This window comes from Pseudomonas kribbensis, from assembly GCF_003352185.1.
GTDB classification, from domain to species: Bacteria; Pseudomonadota; Gammaproteobacteria; order Pseudomonadales; family Pseudomonadaceae; genus Aquipseudomonas; species Aquipseudomonas kribbensis.
Genome location: NZ_CP029608.1, coordinates 3,498,397 through 3,516,160, shown reverse-complemented (window position 1 = coordinate 3,516,160; position 17,764 = coordinate 3,498,397). Strand labels below are relative to the sequence as shown.

At 63.8% G+C, this 17,764-nt stretch carries 17 protein-coding genes; 12 read left to right on the top strand and 5 right to left on the bottom strand.

Going from position 1 to position 17,764, the window contains the following annotated elements:
* Window positions 1-2: 2 nt before the first annotated feature.
* The 4 genes from DLD99_RS15980 to DLD99_RS15965 are packed head-to-tail and all read left to right on the top strand — an operon-like array spanning window position 3 to window position 2,867.
* Window positions 3-785: an ABC transporter permease gene (locus DLD99_RS15980; protein ID WP_114883530.1), complete on the top strand. Its 783-nt coding sequence runs from the start codon at window positions 3-5 to the stop codon at window positions 783-785.
* Window positions 785-1,633, top strand: a complete 849-nt coding sequence (locus DLD99_RS15975) for an ABC transporter ATP-binding protein (RefSeq protein ID WP_114883528.1) — start codon at window positions 785-787, stop codon at window positions 1,631-1,633. The genes DLD99_RS15980 and DLD99_RS15975 overlap by 1 nt, the downstream gene beginning before the upstream one ends.
* Complete coding sequence (locus DLD99_RS15970; RefSeq protein WP_114883526.1) at window positions 1,630-2,592, top strand: HEAT repeat domain-containing protein; 963 nt, start codon at window positions 1,630-1,632, stop codon at window positions 2,590-2,592. The genes DLD99_RS15975 and DLD99_RS15970 overlap by 4 nt, the downstream gene beginning before the upstream one ends.
* On the top strand, window positions 2,589-2,867 hold the full coding sequence (locus DLD99_RS15965; RefSeq protein WP_114883524.1) for a DUF971 domain-containing protein: 279 nt from the start codon (window positions 2,589-2,591) through the stop codon (window positions 2,865-2,867). The genes DLD99_RS15970 and DLD99_RS15965 overlap by 4 nt, the downstream gene beginning before the upstream one ends.
* Before the next feature lie 22 nt (window positions 2,868-2,889).
* On the opposite strand, the gene DLD99_RS15960 is transcribed toward DLD99_RS15965, so the two are convergent.
* Both DLD99_RS15960 and DLD99_RS15955 read right to left on the bottom strand, forming a co-directional pair.
* Window positions 2,890-3,627: a TorF family putative porin gene (locus tag DLD99_RS15960; protein WP_114883522.1), complete on the bottom strand. Its 738-nt coding sequence runs from the start codon at window positions 3,625-3,627 to the stop codon at window positions 2,890-2,892.
* 147 nt (window positions 3,628-3,774) lie between these two features.
* On the bottom strand, window positions 3,775-5,529 hold the full coding sequence (locus tag DLD99_RS15955) for an amidohydrolase (RefSeq protein WP_114883520.1): 1,755 nt from the start codon (window positions 5,527-5,529) through the stop codon (window positions 3,775-3,777).
* A 103-nt stretch (window positions 5,530-5,632) separates the two neighbouring features.
* Between DLD99_RS15955 and DLD99_RS15950 the strand changes: the two genes are divergently transcribed.
* The 8 genes from DLD99_RS15950 to DLD99_RS15915 all read left to right on the top strand — a co-directional run bounded on the left by DLD99_RS15950 (window position 5,633) and on the right by DLD99_RS15915 (window position 14,309).
* Complete coding sequence (locus DLD99_RS15950; RefSeq protein WP_114883518.1) at window positions 5,633-6,550, top strand: LysR family transcriptional regulator; 918 nt, start codon at window positions 5,633-5,635, stop codon at window positions 6,548-6,550.
* Between the two features lie 38 nt (window positions 6,551-6,588).
* Window positions 6,589-7,206 (top strand): transcriptional repressor LexA, encoded by a 618-nt coding sequence (gene lexA / locus DLD99_RS15945; protein WP_114883516.1) that lies wholly within the window; start codon window positions 6,589-6,591, stop codon window positions 7,204-7,206.
* Complete coding sequence (gene imuA / locus DLD99_RS15940; RefSeq protein WP_114883514.1) at window positions 7,206-7,823, top strand: translesion DNA synthesis-associated protein ImuA; 618 nt, start codon at window positions 7,206-7,208, stop codon at window positions 7,821-7,823. Before lexA ends, imuA begins: the two co-directional genes overlap by 1 nt.
* A gap of 7 nt (window positions 7,824-7,830) precedes the next feature.
* The gene (locus tag DLD99_RS15935) at window positions 7,831-9,246 is read left to right on the top strand and encodes a Y-family DNA polymerase (RefSeq protein WP_114883512.1); all 1,416 of its coding nucleotides are present in this window, start codon (window positions 7,831-7,833) and stop codon (window positions 9,244-9,246) included.
* Window positions 9,222-12,320 (top strand): error-prone DNA polymerase, encoded by a 3,099-nt coding sequence (locus DLD99_RS15930; protein ID WP_208647495.1) that lies wholly within the window; start codon window positions 9,222-9,224, stop codon window positions 12,318-12,320. The genes DLD99_RS15935 and DLD99_RS15930 overlap by 25 nt, the downstream gene beginning before the upstream one ends.
* A 254-nt stretch (window positions 12,321-12,574) precedes the next feature.
* Complete coding sequence (locus DLD99_RS15925; protein WP_162803527.1) at window positions 12,575-13,261, top strand: CsgG/HfaB family protein; 687 nt, start codon at window positions 12,575-12,577, stop codon at window positions 13,259-13,261.
* A gap of 29 nt (window positions 13,262-13,290) precedes the next feature.
* On the top strand, window positions 13,291-13,653 hold the full coding sequence (locus tag DLD99_RS15920) for a DUF4810 domain-containing protein (RefSeq protein WP_085710128.1): 363 nt from the start codon (window positions 13,291-13,293) through the stop codon (window positions 13,651-13,653).
* Complete coding sequence (locus DLD99_RS15915) at window positions 13,650-14,309, top strand: DUF799 domain-containing protein (RefSeq protein WP_114883508.1); 660 nt, start codon at window positions 13,650-13,652, stop codon at window positions 14,307-14,309. The genes DLD99_RS15920 and DLD99_RS15915 overlap by 4 nt, the downstream gene beginning before the upstream one ends.
* Window positions 14,310-14,348: 39 nt before the next feature.
* Here DLD99_RS15915 and DLD99_RS15910 read toward each other — a convergent pair whose 3' ends face one another.
* The 3 genes from DLD99_RS15910 to DLD99_RS15900 are packed head-to-tail and all read right to left on the bottom strand — an operon-like array spanning window position 14,349 to window position 17,700.
* Entirely contained in the window at window positions 14,349-15,008 is a 660-nt protein-coding gene (locus DLD99_RS15910) for a flavin reductase family protein (protein WP_114883506.1), read from the bottom strand.
* A gap of 11 nt (window positions 15,009-15,019) precedes the next feature.
* The gene (locus tag DLD99_RS15905; RefSeq protein ID WP_114883504.1) at window positions 15,020-16,507 is read right to left on the bottom strand and encodes an amidohydrolase family protein; all 1,488 of its coding nucleotides are present in this window, start codon (window positions 16,505-16,507) and stop codon (window positions 15,020-15,022) included.
* Window positions 16,504-17,700 carry an amidohydrolase family protein gene (locus DLD99_RS15900; RefSeq protein WP_114883502.1) on the bottom strand — a complete coding sequence of 399 codons (1,197 nt, stop codon included), beginning with the start codon at window positions 17,698-17,700 and terminating at the stop codon, window positions 16,504-16,506. Before DLD99_RS15900 ends, DLD99_RS15905 begins: the two co-directional genes overlap by 4 nt.
* Window positions 17,701-17,764 lie beyond the last annotated feature (64 nt).

The following is a 17,764-nucleotide window of genomic DNA, read 5'->3' as shown; positions in this document are numbered from 1 at the left end:
TCATGAAAATCTCAAAAGGACGCTGGATATCAAGAGCAGCTTCACTGCTGCTCTGCCTGCTCTTCTGGCAACTCGCCGCCAGCCACCACTGGAACCTCGGCCTCGTCACCTTCGCCAACGTCCCAACCCCGCTAGCCGTGATCGAAGCCGCCCTCGACCTCGGCGACTCCGGCAAGCTCATCCAGCACCTGAGCGCCAGTCTCGGCCGGGTCTTCGCCGGCTACCTCGCTGCGCTGATCATTGGCATCGCCCTGGGCCTGGCCATCGGCCGCTCGAAGTGGGCCGAAGACCTGCTGCTGCCACCACTGGAAGTGCTGCGCCCGATCCCCGCTGTGGCGTGGATTCCACTGGCGATCCTGATGTTCCCGTCGTCGGAGTTGTCGATGGTCTTCATCACCTTCACCGGCGCGCTGTTCCCGATCCTGCTCAACACCGTGCACGGTGTCGAAGGCGTCGACCCGCGCCTGATCGCCTCGGCGAAAAGCCTCGGGGCCGGGCGCCGGGCGATCCTGCTGGAAGTGATCCTGCCGGGCGCTGCGCCGAGCATCATCACCGGGCTCGCCATCGGCATGGGCACGTCGTGGTTCTGTCTGGTGACCGCCGAAATGATCTCCGGCCAGTTCGGCATCGGTTACTACACGTGGGAGTCCTACACCATCCAGAACTACGCCGACATCGTGGTCGGCATGTTGCTGATCGGCGTGTTGGGCATGGGCAGCAGCCTGCTGATCAAACGCCTGGGCGGGCTGTTCACGCCCTGGCACCGACCACGAGGAAAAGCCTGATGAGCGTGATGCAAACCCCGGAAGGGCGGATCGACATCCGCCAGTTATCCATCGTCCTCGGCGAAGGCCGGCACGCGTTCGAAGCGGTGCAGGGGCTGGATTGCCAGATCGAGCCGGGCCAGTTCGTGTGCATTCTCGGCCCGTCCGGTTGCGGCAAGTCGACCTTGCTCGGCGCATTGGCCGGGCATCTGCAACCTCACGGCGGACAGTTGAAAGTCGACGGCGCCGAAGTGTCCGGCCCGTCACCGCAGCGCGGCATGGTGTTCCAGCATCACACCTTGTTCCCATGGCGCACGGTGCGCGACAACGTTGCCTTCGGCCTGAAGATGCGCGGCATCGGCAAGGCCGAACGTCATCGCGCCGCTGATGAAATCCTCAAACTGGTTGGTCTCGAAGGTTTCGCCGAGCGCTGGCCGGATCAGCTCTCCGGCGGCATGCAGCAACGGGTGGAGATCGCCCGGGTGCTGGTCAACCGGCCACGGCTGTTGCTGATGGACGAACCCTTCGGCGCGCTGGATGCGCTGACCCGACTGAACATGCAGGAACTGCTGCTGGACATCTGGACGCGGATTCGCACCACCGTGGTGTTCGTCACCCATGACATCGATGAAGCGCTGTTCCTCGCCGACCGTTTGCTGGTGATGAGCGCACGGCCGGGGCGGATCATCGAAGACCTGCGCCTCGACTTCCCACGCCCACGCACCACCGGACTGGTGACCAGCCACGAGTTCTCGCGCCTCAAACGCCATTGCCTTGACCTGCTGCGCCACGACAACCATCGACCGCTGCCGCGCCTCAATCCGCTCGGTTTGCCTCCTGAAAACGCCTTGCCGAGATTTGCCTTATGACCTCATTTTTTGCTGTGACCGATAACGAAGACATTCTCGCCCTGCAACCGCGCCTGACCGCCGATGACGCCGGTGTACGGCGGATTGCCCTGATCGATCTGGCCGACCTCGAAGAGCCGGACGGCTTGCTCTGGCTGGTCGAGCGCCTGGCCGAAGACCCGGCCGAAGAGGTGCGTGCCGAAGCGGCGCGTCTATTGGAAGCCTGGGAAGACGAACCGGTGGTTGAAGCACTGTGCCAGGCGCTGACGGATCCGTCGCCGGCGGTGCAGGCCGCCGCTGCGCAGAGCCTGAGTCTGCTCAAGACCGAAGCGGCGGGCAGGGTGATTCTGCCGTGGACCGGCCACGCCGAAACCAGCGTGCGGATTGCCGCGTTCCGGGCCTTGCGCGAGTTGCGTTTTCCCGGCGCCGCGCCTGCCGCGTTTCAGGCGTTGAACGATGCTGATGCGAGTGTGCGTCGCGAAGCCGTTGGTGTGCTCGGCTGGCTCAAACAACTCGACGCACTGTCAGCCTTGGCCCGATTGGCAAGCGCCGATCCTGACACCGAAGTACGCCGCGCCGCTACCGGCGCCCTGGGCCTGGCAAGTGGCGCAGATGTGCTTCCGGCCTTGCGTCAGGCCTTGCAGGATGACGCCTGGCAAGTGCGCGAAGAAGCGGCCACGACACTGGGCAAGGTCGGCCACACCGACGCGGGCCCGGCGCTGATCGAAGCCTTGGCCGACAACTACTGGCAGGTTCGCCTGCGCGCCACTCGCAGCCTCGGCCGTTTGCGTTACGTGCCGGCCCTCGACGCTCTGATCGACACCCTCGGTCATCGCATCAGCAACCTGCGCAAGGAAGCCGCGCTTGCCCTTGGCGAATTGAATGATCGCGGCGCCGTGGCGGCGTTACAGGCCGCGCAGGACGACGGCGACCCGGAAGTGCGCAAAGCCGTGCGGATTGCCTTGAGTCAGCTGCAATGAATCCGCTGGCGATCGGCAATTCCCAAAGTGAACACCGCTTGCGGCTGAGCTGGCCGGATGGCCGCGAGCAGTTGCTCGACCACGCCGAACTGCGCCGCCAGTGCCCGTGCTCGCAGTGCCGGGCGTTTCGCCTGCGGGGCTCGGCGCCGCTGGTGGATGATCGGGTTCGTGTGATCGAACTAAACCAGCAGGGTTACGGACTGCAACTGGTGTTCAGCGATGGCCATCAACGCGGGATCTACCCGTGGCAGTACCTGGCGCAACTCACACCTTAGGTTCACCGCAATCAACCTGGGCTCAGAAGGATTTGCTGACACTGGCCACGACCGTCGCCGTGCACACATCCTTGAAGCCCCAATTGCTCAGGCACTGGCTTTGCGAGAGGTCAGTGTCGATGTAGCTCAGGCCCAGCACCTCGCCGGCCAGGTTGTGGGTCAGTTTGACTTCCCACTCCCGGTAGGATTCTTCGCCATGCCCGGATGCCGAGTACAGATGCGGGTCCTTGAAGTCCATGTTGCCGTAGCGCAGCTTCAGCCCGGAATCGAACGGCAATTCGGTTTCATAGCCGATGTAGCTGTAGAGCGAGCTCTGTTTGCTGTCGATGCCCGGCGCGTCACTGGAGTAATACGCTGCAAGCTTCACCCCGTAGACGCCGAGAATCCCGTAGACCTCGGTCTGGTTGAACTGGCTTTCCTTGGGGTAGGCGTAGTGGATGGTGCCGAGATCAAGGCTCACGTTTTCGGTGGCCTGCCACAGCCAGCCGGCGTAGTAATCGACTTCCTGACGGGTTTTCAGACCGCCGCCGAAGTCGACGTTCGAACTCCACGCGCCGAGGTACAGACCGCTGCTGTGGGCCAGGGTCAAACCGGCCTGTACCGCCGGATCGTTCTGGGTCTGGGAGATACCGCGAGTGCGGTAGTCGCTGGCCAGCGTCAGGTCGACCAGCACGGCGAAATCATCGTTCAGGGGAATAGCGTGGCTGCTCAAGGGCAGCAGGCTCAAGGAAGTCAGGGCGAGCAGAGGCATGGCTTTCATGTGAAGTCCCGATGTTGTGATTGTTATGGGGCGCGCGGAAGCCTGTGGGAGCTAGCCTGCTAGCGATTGCGGTGAGTCAGGTGACATATGAGTTGAATGTCAGACCGTAATCGCCAGCAGGCTGGCTCCCACAGGGGAAGTGTGTTTCTAGAGGGTAGGGGCGTAAACCTGACGACCACCGAACCAGGTCTGCAGAACCTTCGTGTCATGCAGAGCCTTGTCATCGACGCTGAACACGTCGCGATCGAGCACGATGAAATCGGCCTGTTTGCCGGGGCTCAGCGAGCCGATCTGTTGCTCCAGGCCGATGGTCCGCGCGGCGTTGGCGGTGTAGGCGTAGAACATGGTTTCGCGGTCCAGGCGTTCGTCGGCGTTGAGCACCCCCAGCGGACCGGTGCGGGTGATGGCCTGGGCGATGGCGTTGAACGGGTTCGGCGAAGACACCGGCCAGTCGCTGGCGCCGGCAATCGTCGCGCCCTGCTTGAGCAGCGAGTGCGCCGGGTATTGATAACGAAAGGCGAGGGCGCTGACGTAAGGCTTGATCATGTCGGTGGTGTAGTCGTCGGCGCTGGCCCACAGCAGTTGCATCGAGGCAATCACGTTCAGCGGCTTGAAGCGGGCGAACTCCTTCGGGTTGACCATTTGCAGGTGGGTGATCGAGTGCGTCACGCCGCTCTGTCGGTCCTTGCGTGCCTGGGCGATGCCGTTCAGTGACTCGCGCACCGCGCGGTCGCCGATGGCGTGGATGTGCACCAGCCAGTCGCGCTGATCGATGGCGCTGACCAGTTCGCCGAAGTGCTGCGGATCGATCAGCAGTTCGCCCTGTTTGTGCGAGTTGCTGTAGGGATCGATCATCGCCGCGCTCTGGGCCGGGTATTCGATCACGCCGTCGGCGAAGATCTTGATCCCCGGCAGCGTGAGGTTGGGGATGCCCTGAAACTGCCGGCGAACCTTGTCGAGGGTGTCGAGATCGGCCGGGGCGCTTTTCGGGTTGGCCACCAGCAGCGCGGCAACGTGGGCGGTCATGCCGCCGCTGTCCGACAGGGCCTTGTAGGCCGGCAGCACGCCGACGGTTCTCTCGGTGGGCTTGAGGGCGAATACCGGCTCGCCCGGCGCGGCGTTGGCAGCCGGGTCCATCCACGCAGTGATGCCAAGGCTGTTGTTGAAACGCACCGCTGATTGTGCAGCCTTGAGCAGGTCGGCAGGGCTCGGCACTGGTATTTTCGAGGCGACCCGATCCCAACCGGCATCGACCACAAAGCCGTTCGGCTCACCGCTGGCCAGTTTGCCGAGGGTGTCCTTTTCCGCGTCCGGCAGGGTTTTCAGCAGCGCGGCGTCGATGCCCGCACGCTTGAGCATCACATTGTTGGCCCACGCCGTGTGGTGATCGCTGCCGGTGAACACCACCGGCACGTCGGCCCATTCGCCGTGGTTGAAGATCTTGCCCAGGGCTTCAGCCTTGGCCCAGTACGCCGAACTCATGCCGGCCACGCTCAACACATCGCCATGCCGGGCCTTGCCGTCGTCACGCCAGGCGCGCAGGCGTTTTTCCAGTTCGTCGAGTTCGACCACCTCGTCTTCCATGTTCGCCGAGACCATTTCCAGTCCGCCGAAAATCGCGTGGGAATGGCTGTCGATCAAGCCGGGCATCATGGCCTTGCCTTGAAGGTCGATCACTTGGGTGACGGGTTCGATCAAGGTCTTGATCTGCGCATCGGTGCCGACTTTCAGCACCTTGCCGTTCTCCACGGCCAGCGCCTGAACCTGCGGTTGAGCGCGGTCGGCGGTGAAAATCTTGCCGTTGAGCAGCACCAGATCGGTGGCGGCCATGGCTTCCATCGAGGCAAAACTCATAGCGGCGATCAGCACATTTTTTGTGAAATGCGGGATGAATCTTTTCATTGAACATTTCCTTGTTATTGCGTCTGATGGCCAGATTAGTGGCTGCCAACGCCCGACAGAACGCCTCCCTCACGAAAAACGTTTTTGCCTGAATGGAAAAAGCATGGACAAGCTGGGTGCACTGAAAATGTTCGTGGTCACCGCGCAGCTCGGCAGTTTCAGCCGCGCTGCCGAGCAACTGGGCAAGACCCCGTCGGCCCTGACCAAAGCGGTCAATCATCTGGAATCCGAACTCGGCGCGAGGCTGTTCGAACGCAGCACGCGGCGAATACTGCTGACGGAAATCGGCCGGCTCTATCTGGAAACCGCACGTCAGGTGCTGCAACGGCTGGACGAGGCCGGCGAGGAAATCGAGCAGTTGCAGCACGGCCTGCGCGGCAGCCTGAAAATCACCGCGCCGCTGGCTTACGGGCGGGCGTTTCTCGATCAGGTGTGTGACGGTTTTTTGCAGCAATACCCGCAGATCAGCCTACAAGTGGATTTGTGCGACGAGTTCGTCAATCTGCTGGAAAGCGGCTACGACCTGGCGCTGCGCGAGGGCCATGACGATTTGCCGGGGCTGATTGCCCGGGTGGTCGGCAGCAATCGCCTGGCGCTGTGCGGCAGCCCCGGATACTTGGCGCGCAAGGGCTTACCGGTGACGCCGCAAACCCTCGATCAGCATGAATGGCTGCTGTACCGGCATCCGTTGCTCAGTCGCGAATTCTGGTGGGCCGAGCGCGACGGCCAGCGCCTGAGCCTGGCGCAACCGGCGGCGCCGCTGTTGCGCAGCGACAATTACGATTTGCTGCTGGCCAGCGCTTTGGCCGGGCGCGGCTTGCTGCACACGCCGCTGTGGAGCGCCGCGCCGTACATCGCCGATGGGCGACTGGTGCGGGTCATGGCTGATTACGAGATCGATCCGGACAGCTTCGGCCCGCACATTCTGGCGGTGTACCCGAGCCATCGGCGGGCGACGGCCAAGGTTGTGGCGTTCATCGATTACATCGCGGGGTTTCTGGCGGAGCGCGGTTTGAGCTGACTGGCGGTGCTTGTCAGGAAATTCCCACAAGAGTACAAATGTACTCCATGACAAATCTGACTCCCCGCCGTACCGCCATCCTGACCTTTATCCGCGAACGCATCGCCGAACATGGTCAGCCCCCAAGCCTCGCTGAAATCAGCGAGGCTTTTGGTTTTGCCTCCCGCAGCGTGGCGCGCAAGCATGTGCTGGCGCTCACCGAAGCCGGGTTCATCGAGGTCAATCCGCATCAGGCCCGGGGCATTCGCCTGCTCGGGCAGCCGGCGCGACCGGAACTGCTTGAAGTGCCGGTGCTCGGCCGGGTGGCTGCCGGTGCGCCCATCGGCGCCGATGCCGACATCCACAATCGCCTGATGCTCGACCCGGCACTGTTCTCCCGCACGCCCGACTACATGCTGCGGGTGCAGGGCGACTCGATGATCGAGGACGGCATTCTCGACGGCGATCTGGTCGGCGTGCGGCGCAACCCCGAGGCGCTCAACGGCCAGATCGTGGTGGCGCGGCTCGACGGTGAAGTCACCATTAAACGCTTCGAGCGGGTCGGCGATGAGGTTCGCCTGTTGCCGCGTAACCCGGCATACCAGCCGATTGTGGTGCGTGACGATCAGGACCTGGCCATCGAAGGCGTGTTCTGCGGTCTGGTGAGGCAAGGCTGATGGGTGCCGTCGTTGCGCTGGATACGCTGTTCAATGGCGGCCAGGTCTGGAAGGGCCGGCCTGCGCCACCCACCGCGAGCCCGCAACCCACCGGGCACGCGGCGCTGGACGCAGCCTTGCCCAGCGGTGGCTGGCCGGAAGCGGCGCTGAGCGAAATCCTTCTGGCCGGTCCTGGTGTCGGCGAACTGCAACTGGTGTGGCCGACGTTGGCGCGGCTGTCGGCGGCGGGGGAGCGCATCGTGCTGGTGGCGCCGCCGTTCGTGCCATACCCGCAGGCGTGGGCCAATGCCGGGGTCGATCTGCGGCAGTTGTCGGTGATCCAGGCCAGTGAGCGCGATGCCTTGTGGGCGGCGGAGCAATGCCTGCGCTCGGGCAGTTGCGGCGCGGTGCTGTGTTGGCCGCACAAGGCCGACGACCGTGCCTTGCGCCGTTTGCAGGTGGCGGCGGAAACCGGCCAGACCCTGGCGTTCGCGTGGCGGCCATTGAGCGAGGCGGTCAACCCGTCGCCAGCGGCGCTGCGCATTGCCATCGATGCCCGCCCGGCGCAGTTGCGCGTACTCAAATGCCGGGGCGGACTGGCGCGCACTGCACCGATTGCCTTTGCTGTGGGGCATTGAGGTCGTCATGCGCTGGGTCTGCATTCTGTTCCCGCAATTGGCCCTCGACGCCGTGCTGCGTCAACGGCCCGATTCCGAGCAACCCTTGGCTCTGCTCAGCGGCCCGGCCCAGCGCCGGGTGCTGCAAGCGGTCAACCCGGCGGCGCGGGCACTGGGCTTGCGACCGGGGCAGTCGATGACTGCTGCGCAGGCGATGAGCAAAGGGTTCGCCACCGTCGATTACGACGCCGCCGAGGTCGAACACTGGCAGCAGTTTCTCGCTGCCTGGGCCTATCGCTTCAGCGCGCAGGTCAGCGTGCATTACCCGCGCACCGTGGTGTTCGAGATCGAATCGAGCCTCGGGCTGTTCGGTTCCTGGGCGCAGTTCGAAGCGCGATTACGTACTGAGCTGACGGAGCTGGGCTTTCGTCACCGCATCGTCGCCGCGCCCAACCCGGTGGCGGCGCGGGTGTTGGCCAATGCCTATGACGGATTGGTGGTGCCGGATGGTGAAGCCCTGCGTCATCACCTCGGGCAACTGCCGGTCGACCGTGTCGGACTTGAACCGAGCGTGGCCACGGCGTTGTCGCGCATGGGCCTGCGCCACCTCCATCAGTTGCAGAGTCTGCCGCGTCAGGCCCTGGCCCGGCGTTTCGAGGCACCGATGCTCAAGCATCTGGACACGCTGTTTGGCGCACGACCGCTGGCGCTGGCGTTCTACCTGCCGCCGGATCGCTTCGATGTGCGCATCGAACTCAACTTCGACGTGCAGTCCCATCAGGCGCTGCTGTTCCCGTTGCGCCGCCTGACGTCCGATCTGGCGGCGTTCTTGTGCGGGCGCGACAGCGGCGTGCAGCGCTTCGACCTGCATCTGGAACATGCAGGATTGCCGGATACATTGATCAAGGTCGGCCTGCTCAGCGCCGAGCGCGACCCGGCGATGCTCTTCGAGCTGGCCCGTGGTCGATTGGAGCAGGTGCAGGTCGAAGCCCCGGTGCGCGGTTTTCGTCTGCGGGCCGAGGATCTGCCGAGTTTCGTGCCGCAGTTTCAGGAACTGTTCGACGACCGCCCGCAGCAGACCTTGCCCTGGGAGCAGCTGCGCGAACGCCTGCGCGCGCGGCTGGGGGATGACGCGGTGCAGGGCCTGCGCTTTCAGGCCGATCATCGCCCGGAGTGCGCGTGGCAGAACGCCGATGACAAACAGCCTTGTGCTGCGTTGCCGGGCGTGCAGCGTCCGGGCTGGCTGTTGGGCGAGCCGCAGTCCGTGCCCGAAGGCTCTGCGCGCATCCTCATGGGCCCGGAGCGCATCGAGTCCGGCTGGTGGGACGGTGACGACGTGCGCCGCGATTATTACCTGATCCAGAACCGCGCCGGCCAGCAAGGCTGGGCGTACCGGGCAGTGGGTGAGGGCGGCCCGTTGTGGCTGCAGGGCTGGTTCGCGTGAATCAGGGTTATGCCGAGCTGCACTGCCTGTCGAATTTCAGTTTTCAGCGCGGTGCGTCCAGTGCGCTGGAGCTGTTCCAGCGGGCGAAGAAGCACGGCTATCAGGCGCTGGCGATCACCGATGAATGCACCTTGGCCGGAATCGTCCGTGCCTGGCAGGCGGCGAAGTCCGTGGAGTTGCCGCTGATCATCGGCAGCGAAATCCGCATCGAGAACGGTCCGAAACTGGTGTTGCTGGTAGAAAACATTGAGGGTTATCAGGCCCTGTGCGGCTTGATCACCCAGGCTCGACGGCGTACGCAGAAAGGTCAGTATCAAATACTGCGCGAAGATTTCAGTGAACCGCTGCCGGGGTTGCTGGTGCTGTGGGTGCCGGATACGGTCGATGACGTGGAAGAGGGGCGTTGGCTGAAACAGACCTTCGGCGAACGGTTGTGGCTGGCGGTGCAGTTGCATCGAGGGCAGAACGATCAGCAACGACTGGCCGCCCTCCTGAGTCTGGCAGATGAGCTGCAGATTGCGGCCGTGGCCAGCGGCGATGTGCACATGCACGCCCGTGGCCGCCGGGCCTTGCAGGACACCATGACTGCGATCCGTCATCACGTCCCGGTAGCCGAAGCCGGGTTGCGCCTGCACCCCAATGGCGAACGGCATCTGCGCAGCCTCGATGTGTTGCGCGAGTTGTATCCGCAGACTCTGCTCGACGAATCGGTGACGCTGGCCCGCCGCTGCACGTTCGACCTCGGCCAGTTGCGTTATCAATATCCGAAAGAGCTGGTGCCCGAGGAACATGACGCCAGTTCCTGGCTGCGGCATCTGACTGAACAAGGCATCGCCTGGCGCTGGCCGAAAGGCGCACAGCCCAAGGTGCTCAAACAGATCGACGATGAGCTGGAGCTGATTGCCGAACTCGGCTACGAAAGCTACTTCCTCACCGTGCACGACGTGGTGCGCTACGCCCGGGAGCAGAAAATTCTCTGTCAGGGCCGGGGTTCGGCGGCCAACTCGGCGGTGTGTTTTGCCTTGGGCATCACCGAGATCGACCCGGATCGCACCACGTTGCTGTTCGAGCGTTTCATGTCGAGAGAACGCAACGAGCCGCCGGACATCGATGTGGATTTCGAGCACGAGCGCCGGGAAGAAGTGCTGCAATACGTGTTTCGTCGTTATGGCCGCCGTCGTGCGGCGCTGACGGCGGTGGTCAGCACCTATCACGCTGCCGGCGCGGTGCGCGACGTGGCCAAGGCCCTGGGTCTGCCGCCGGACCAGATCAATGCGCTGGCCGATTGCTGTGGTCACTGGAGCGATGAAACACCGCCCGTGGAGCGCCTGCGCGAAAGCGGCTTCGACCCGGACAGCCCGATCCTGCACCGGGTGCTGAGCCTGACCGGGCAACTGATCGGCTTCCCTCGGCACCTGTCGCAGCACCCCGGCGGTTTCGTGATTTCCGAGCAGCCGCTGGACACCCTGGTGCCGGTGGAAAACGCCGCCATGGCCGACCGCACGATCATCCAGTGGGACAAGGACGACCTCGATGCGGTCGGGCTGCTCAAGGTGGATATCCTCGCCCTCGGCATGCTCAGTGCGATTCGTCGCTGTTTCGACCTGCTGCGTCGTCATCGCAACCAGGATCTGAGCCTGGCCACCATCCCGGCTGACGATCGCCCGACCTACGACATGATCAGTCGCGCAGACACCATCGGCGTGTTCCAGATCGAGTCCCGGGCGCAGATGTCGATGCTGCCGCGCCTGCGCCCGCAAAACTTCTACGATCTGGTGATCGAAGTGGCCATTGTCCGGCCGGGGCCGATCCAGGGCGGGATGGTCCATCCGTACCTGCGCCGGCGGAACAAGGAAGAAAAGGAAACCTATCCGTCGCCGGAGCTGGAAGTGGTGCTCAAACGCACCCTCGGCGTGCCGCTGTTTCAGGAGCAGGTGATGCAGATCGCCATTGTCGCTGCCGACTACAGCCCCGGCGAGGCCGATCAGTTGCGGCGTTCCATGGCGGCCTGGAAACGCCACGGCGGGCTGGAACCGCACAAGGAACGGCTGGCGGCCGGCATGAAGAAAAACGGCTACACCCCGGAATTCGCCGCGCAGATCTTCGAACAGATCAAGGGCTTCGGCAGTTACGGTTTTCCCGAGTCCCACGCCGCCAGTTTTGCCTTGCTGACCTATGCCAGTTGCTGGCTCAAGTGCCACGAACCGGCGGCGTTCGCCTGTGCGCTGATCAACAGCTGGCCGATGGGTTTCTACAGCCCGGATCAGATTCTTCAGGACGCGCGCCGGCATCATTTGCAGATCCGCCCGGTGGACGTACGCGCCAGCGACTGGGATTGCAGCCTGGAGCCGATCACCGGCGCGCAACCGGCGATTCGCATGGGCCTGCGCATGATCAAGGGCTTTCGCGAAGAGGATGCGCGGAGCATTGAAAGCGCTCGGGCGAGGGGCGCGTTTGCCGATGTCGCCGATCTGGGTGACCGGGCCGGGCTCGACAGTCGGGCCCAGGCGTTGCTGGCGGACTCAGGAGCGCTGCGGGGCCTGGCCGGGCATCGCCATCGGGCACGCTGGGAGGTGGCCGGGGTGCAGAAGCAGCTCGGACTGTTTGCCGGGTTGCCGAGTCAGGAGGAGCCCGATGTGCGGCTGCCCACACCGAGCGTCAGCGAAGATCTGTTCACCGACTACGCCACCCTCGGCACCACGTTGGGGCCGCACCCGCTGACGTTGTTGCGCGACGAGTTGCGGGCGCGGCGCTGTCGCAGTTCCCGGGAGTTGCTGGAAGTCGAGCATGGCCGACCGGTCAGCGTGGCGGGGCTGGTGACCGGCCGCCAGCGCCCGGCCACCGCCAGCGGCGTGACCTTCGTGACCCTGGAAGACGAGTTCGGCAACGTCAACGTGGTGGTCTGGCGCGATCTGGCCGAGCGTCAGCGTCAGGTGCTGGTCGGTTCGCAATTGCTCAAGGTCGATGGACGCTGGGAGCGTGAAGGCGAAGTCCGGCATCTGATTGCCGGACGCTTGAGTGACCTCAGCCCGTTGCTCAACGGGATTCGGGTGCAAAGCCGCGATTTCCACTGATACCCACAATAATGTGGGAGCGAGCCTGCTCGCGATTGCGGTGGTTCAGCCAACATCAATATTGAATGCCAATCCGCTATCGCGAGCAGGCTCGCTCCCACGGGGTTTTGTGCCTGACATTTAGCCAATTCACTGGCGTCAAAAAAACCTGTCATCACTGATGGCACTTTGGCATAATGCCGGCCCTTTCCCGATCCCCCACGATTTTTGCCGTGCCGGGACACATCATTTTTCAGAAGGAATGCACAGTGAGAATGATCTCCCGGATGTTGGTCTCGGGCGTTGCGATTGCCGTCCTCGGCACTCTGGCCAGCTCGCTTTCCGGTTGTGCCACCGAAAGCTCCCGCGCATTGCCGGTGGCCAAGGTGGAAAGCGCCACTCAGGCCTGGACCGGTGTCCGTATCCCGATGGCCGTGGGCAAGTTCGACAACCGCTCGAGCTACATGCGCGGGATCTTCTCCGACGGCGTCGACCGTCTCGGTGGCCAGGCCAAGACCATCCTGATCACTCACTTGCAGCAGACCAACCGTTTCTCCGTGCTCGACCGCGACAACATGGGCGAGATCCAGCAAGAAGCGGCGATCAAGGGCCAGGCCCAGCGTCTGAAAGGCGCCGATTACGTGGTCACCGGTGACGTCACCGAGTTCGGCCGCAAAGAGACCGGCGATCATCAACTGTTCGGCATTCTCGGCCGTGGCAAGACCCAGGTCGCTTACGCCAAGGTCAACCTGAACATCGTCAACATCAGCACTTCCGAAGTGGTGTATTCGACCCAGGGCGCCGGCGAATACGCCTTGTCCAACCGCGAAATCATCGGCTTCGGCGGCACCGCTGCCTACGACTCCACCCTCAACGGCAAAGTCCTCGATCTGGCCATGCGCGAGGCGATCAATCGTCTGGTCGATGGCATGAACGCCGGCGCCTGGAAACCGGGCAACTGATAGACGCCCATCGCAAGGAGCAACACACCATGAATCTGTCCCTGTCCCGGTCGCTGATGGCCCTGACCGCCAGCGCCTTGCTGGCCGGTTGCAGCAGCCCGCAAACCTTGTACCAGTGGGAAGGCTACCAGCCACAAGTCTACGAATACTTCAAAAGCGAAACGCCGAAAGAGGCCCAGGCCGAAGCGCTGGAAGCCGATCTGCAAAAGATCCGCGCCAGTGGCAAGCCTGTACCGCCGGGTTACCACGCACACCTCGGTCTGCTGTACCTGAGCATGGGCAAGGACGATCAGATGGTGCAGCAATTGCGCACTGAGAAGACCCTGTTCCCCGAGTCCGGCACCTACATGGACTTCTTGCTCAAGAACGCCAAGACCGGAGACGCCAAATGATCTCCCGTGCCTTGAAACTGCTGGCCGCCGGCCTGGCGCTGACCATTCTCGGTGGCTGCGTCGCACCGAAGACCGTGGACTATTCGGCGTACAAGCAAGCGCGTCCGAAGTCCATTCTGGTGCTGCCGCCGCTGAACACCTCGCCGGACGTCAAGGCGTCCTACAGTCTGTTGTCGCAAGTGACGTTCCCGCTGGCCGAGGCCGGTTACTACGTGCTGCCGATTACCCTGGTCGACGAGACGTTCCGCCAGAACGGCCTGACCACGCCGGATGACATTCATCAGGCGCCGGTCAACAAACTGCACGAAATCTTCGGTGCCGACGCGGCGCTGTACATCACCGTCAGCGAGTACGGCACGCGCTACATGGTGATCAGCAGCGAAACCGCCGTCACCGCCAGCGCCAAACTGGTGGACCTGAAAACCGGTGCCACCCTGTGGACCGGTGCAGCCCGGGCGTCGAGCGAAGAGGGTGGCAACAACAGTGGCGGCGGCCTGATCGGCGCGCTGATCACCGCTGCGGTTAAACAGATCGTCAACAGCTCCACCGATGCCGGCTACCCGATTGCCGGTGTGGCCAGCAATCGTCTGCTGTCGGCCGGACATCCGGCAGGCCTGCTGTACGGGCCACGGTCGCCGAAGTACGGCACTGACTGATCGACCTGTCACGGCGGCCCACCTCGGTGGGCCGCTTTTTTATTTGCCAGGCCAGAACCGTTCGCCACCCCCCGGCGCTTCCGTCCACGCTTGCAACGAGCGGGTCGGCAGATCGAAGTAATCCCGGGTCCGCGCATAACCATGCCCGCCCATGCGCCCGATCGCATCCAGCCCCAGTTGATCGATGTACAGGGTTTTCGGGTCGATCAACTCGTCGCGCACATGCGCCATCAACACCTCGCCAAAAATGATCTCCCGCGACTGGCCGATGTTCAGCGCCATCATCCGCCGGCACTCCAGCGCCACCGGTGCTTCGCCGATCCGCGGGCATTTGACGGAGGTGCCGGGGATTGCCGTCAGGCCGGCAGCCGTCAACTCATCGAAGCCCGGCGCGAACGGCACGGCGCAAACGTTCATGGCTTCCACCAGTGCATCGTTGACGATGTTGACGGTGAATTCCTGATTCATCTGGATATTGCGCGTGGTGTCCTTGGGGCTCTGGTCGCCGTAGTTTTCGACGCCGAGCGCAAGAATGGGCGGATCAGCTGACAGCGCATTGAAGAAGCTGAACGGCGCCGCGTTGACCCGGCCTTCGCCGTCGATGGTGGTGACCAGGGCAATCGGGCGCGGCACCACGCTGCCGATCAGAATCTTGTATTTTTCCCGCGGGCTCAGTTGGCTGAAATCGAAGCTGTGCATGGCAGTGTTCTCTAAAGAAGTGGATCGATGGCGCTCAATGGCGCCTCGGCGCTGTAGTCGTCGGCGAACGGAATGGCCGGCTGGAACAGGGTTTTCCAGTCCGGTCGGCCAAAAGCCCGGTCGCTGTGGCTGCGCATCAGTTTTTCGTATTGGCGTTGGGCCTGGCGTTGCAGGGCCGGGTAGTCGACGCCGTTGACCTGACCGTCGTGCATTACGCAGCGACCGTCGATGTAACTGGCGATGCAATCGTCGCCGCGCCCGGCCAGCAGCAGGTTTTTCAGTGGGTCGAACAACGGGCCCAGGTGCAGGCCGCGCAGGCTGAATACGGTGATGTCGGCTTTGGCCCCCGGTGCAAGACGCCCAAGGTCGTCACGGCCCAGCGCCTTGGCCCCGCCGAGGGTTGCGGCGTTGTACAGGTCGAGGCTGCTGGTCAGCGATGGGCCGCCCTCCATCAATCGGGCGATGTTCAAACCGTGGCGCATGTTGGCCAGCAAGTCCGCCGGCCAGGTGTCGGTGCCGAGGGCGAAGTTGATGCCTTTGGCGCGATAGCGGCCGAATGAATTCAGCGCCTCGCCATCGCGGGCGAACACCAGCGGGCAGTGCACCAGACTGGCACCGCCGTCGATGACCCGTTGCAGATCGTCATCGCCCGAGGTGTAGATGCCGTGGGGCAACAGGCTGCGTGGGCTGAGCAGGTCGAGTTGCTGCAACCAGCCCAGCGGCGAGGTGCCGCGCAATTGCTCGACCATCGCCACTTCACTGGTGGCCTGACAGCAATGCAGACGCATCGGTGCGTTCAGTTCACGGCTCAGGGCGGAGGTACGTTGCAACAGCGCCGGGGTGCAGGTCTGGATTCGATCCGGCAATAGTGCACCGCGAATCCGCCCGCCATGAGCACCATCGAAATCCTTGAAAAACCGTTCGGCCGCGTCGAGCCCGGCCAGGCCCCGAGCCTCATCCCAGTGATGGGCGAGGCTGCCGTCGGCGTGCCAGTAACTCATGCCGCTCATGTAGCAGGGGCCGAGATAGGTGCGCAGCCCCAGTTCACCCGCCACGTCGGCGACGGCGGCGAACTCGTCATAGGTCTCCGCCCATTCGCGGTAATACATCGAAGTGATCGGCATCGCCGTGGTGATGCCGTTGCGGATCAACTGGGTGAAGGCGTAGCGGTATTTGAAAACCTCTTCCTCGGGGCTGAACGACTCACGCGGGCCGGCCGCCAGATACTCTGCCGACCACATCCGGCCCATGGCGCGTTCATCGCCGTTGTCCAGGGTCAGCACCGTGGAATCTAGATCGCCGAGGGCGTCGAGGTCGATGAAGCCGGGGCCGATCAGCGCATTGCCGTAGTCGATCCACTGATCCACCGGCCCTTGGTAACCGCGCCCGACAAACTCGATCCGCGAGCCGGCAAACACCACTTCACCGTCGCGCCACAGCACATGCTGCCTGCCGTCGAAGCCGACCACGCAACCGGCCTTCAGGCCGATCCGTTTCACAGACGGCTGCCCAGCAAGCGACCGCCGCTGGCGATCAGTTCGCCGCCGCGATAGACCTGACGCACTGGCCGCGCGACCACGGCTTCACCGAGGGTTTCGACCGGCATCAACAGAAAGTCCGCAGGCTTGCCAATGTCGAAGCCGTAACCTTCGACCCCCAACGCGCGGGCACCATTGACCGTCGCCGCTTCGAATGCCGCCGCCAATTCATCGTCCTTGCCCAAGTCGAAACGGAACGCCAGCAACATCGCCCGTTCCAGCATGTCGCCGTTGCCCATCGGCGACCACGCATCACGGATGCCGTCGGAGCCCAGGCACACGTTGACCCCGGTCCCACGCAGCGACAGAAACGGCGGCACCGCGCAGTCGGCCGGCGCCGAACTCATCAGCGAAATACCCAGCGCCGCAAGGCGTTCGGCGACGGGTTTGACCTGGCTCCACGGCAGCATGCCGAGGCAATAGGCGTGGCTGATCATCACCCGGTTCTGCAGGTTGAAGCGCTCGGTGTAATCGGCGATCCGCGCAATCTGCCACAGACCCAGTTCACCCTTGTCGTGCAGGTGAATGTCGACGCCACGCTGGAATTCACTGGCCAGTTTGAATACGAAATCCAGTTGCGCAATCGGGTCGTTGTCGATGCCGCACGGGTCGAGCCCGCCGACGTTCTCCACGCCCAAGGCCATGGCTTCGCGCATCAGCTCGGCGGTGCCGGGGCGGCTGATCAGGCCGGTTTGCGGGAACACCACCAGTTGCAGGTCGATCAGGTCGTTGTAGCGTTCGCGCAGTTGCTGCATGGCTTCGACGTGACGCAGGCCGAATTCCGGGTCGATGTCGACGTGGCAGCGCATGGTCAGCGAACCCCGGGCGATGCAGTTTTCCAGCAGCGCGCCGGCGCGCTCGGCAATCGGCGCTTTCACTTCGCGAAGGACGCGGCGCTCGTTGCTGATGTAGTCCTTGAGCGTCGGGCCGGCGCTGTTCGGACGCCAGGGTTGGCCGTACAGGGTCTTGTCGAGGTGGACGTGGCTTTCCACCAACGGGGCGGTGAACAGCTGGTTCTGGCCGTCGATGTCGGTGGCGGCCAATGGCGTGTTCGAGGCCGGGCGGCGTTGGGTGAACTTGCCGTTTTCGATCAGCAGGTCTTCGGCGGGGGCGCCGTAGGGGCGGATGTTTCTGAGCCAGCGGGGGTGGGACATTTCATACCTCTGTTTCTATGTTGTCTGGGCGGGCCTCATCGCTGGCAAGCCAGCTCCCACAGGA

Coding starts and splice junctions, on each gene's coding strand:
- DLD99_RS15980 (WP_114883530.1), top strand. CDS start 3: ATGAAAATCTCAAAAGGACGCTGGATATCAAGAGCAGCTTCACTGCTG.
- DLD99_RS15975 (WP_114883528.1), top strand. CDS start 785: ATGAGCGTGATGCAAACCCCGGAAGGGCGGATCGACATCCGCCAGTTA.
- DLD99_RS15970 (WP_114883526.1), top strand. CDS start 1,630: ATGACCTCATTTTTTGCTGTGACCGATAACGAAGACATTCTCGCCCTG.
- DLD99_RS15965 (WP_114883524.1), top strand. CDS start 2,589: ATGAATCCGCTGGCGATCGGCAATTCCCAAAGTGAACACCGCTTGCGG.
- DLD99_RS15960 (WP_114883522.1), bottom strand. CDS start 3,627: ATGAAAGCCATGCCTCTGCTCGCCCTGACTTCCTTGAGCCTGCTGCCC.
- DLD99_RS15955 (WP_114883520.1), bottom strand. CDS start 5,529: ATGAAAAGATTCATCCCGCATTTCACAAAAAATGTGCTGATCGCCGCT.
- DLD99_RS15950 (WP_114883518.1), top strand. CDS start 5,633: ATGGACAAGCTGGGTGCACTGAAAATGTTCGTGGTCACCGCGCAGCTC.
- lexA (WP_114883516.1), top strand. CDS start 6,589: ATGTACTCCATGACAAATCTGACTCCCCGCCGTACCGCCATCCTGACC.
- imuA (WP_114883514.1), top strand. CDS start 7,206: ATGGGTGCCGTCGTTGCGCTGGATACGCTGTTCAATGGCGGCCAGGTC.
- DLD99_RS15935 (WP_114883512.1), top strand. CDS start 7,831: ATGCGCTGGGTCTGCATTCTGTTCCCGCAATTGGCCCTCGACGCCGTG.
- DLD99_RS15925 (WP_162803527.1), top strand. CDS start 12,575: ATGATCTCCCGGATGTTGGTCTCGGGCGTTGCGATTGCCGTCCTCGGC.
- DLD99_RS15920 (WP_085710128.1), top strand. CDS start 13,291: ATGAATCTGTCCCTGTCCCGGTCGCTGATGGCCCTGACCGCCAGCGCC.
- DLD99_RS15915 (WP_114883508.1), top strand. CDS start 13,650: ATGATCTCCCGTGCCTTGAAACTGCTGGCCGCCGGCCTGGCGCTGACC.
- DLD99_RS15910 (WP_114883506.1), bottom strand. CDS start 15,008: ATGCACAGCTTCGATTTCAGCCAACTGAGCCCGCGGGAAAAATACAAG.
- DLD99_RS15900 (WP_114883502.1), bottom strand. CDS start 17,700: ATGTCCCACCCCCGCTGGCTCAGAAACATCCGCCCCTACGGCGCCCCC.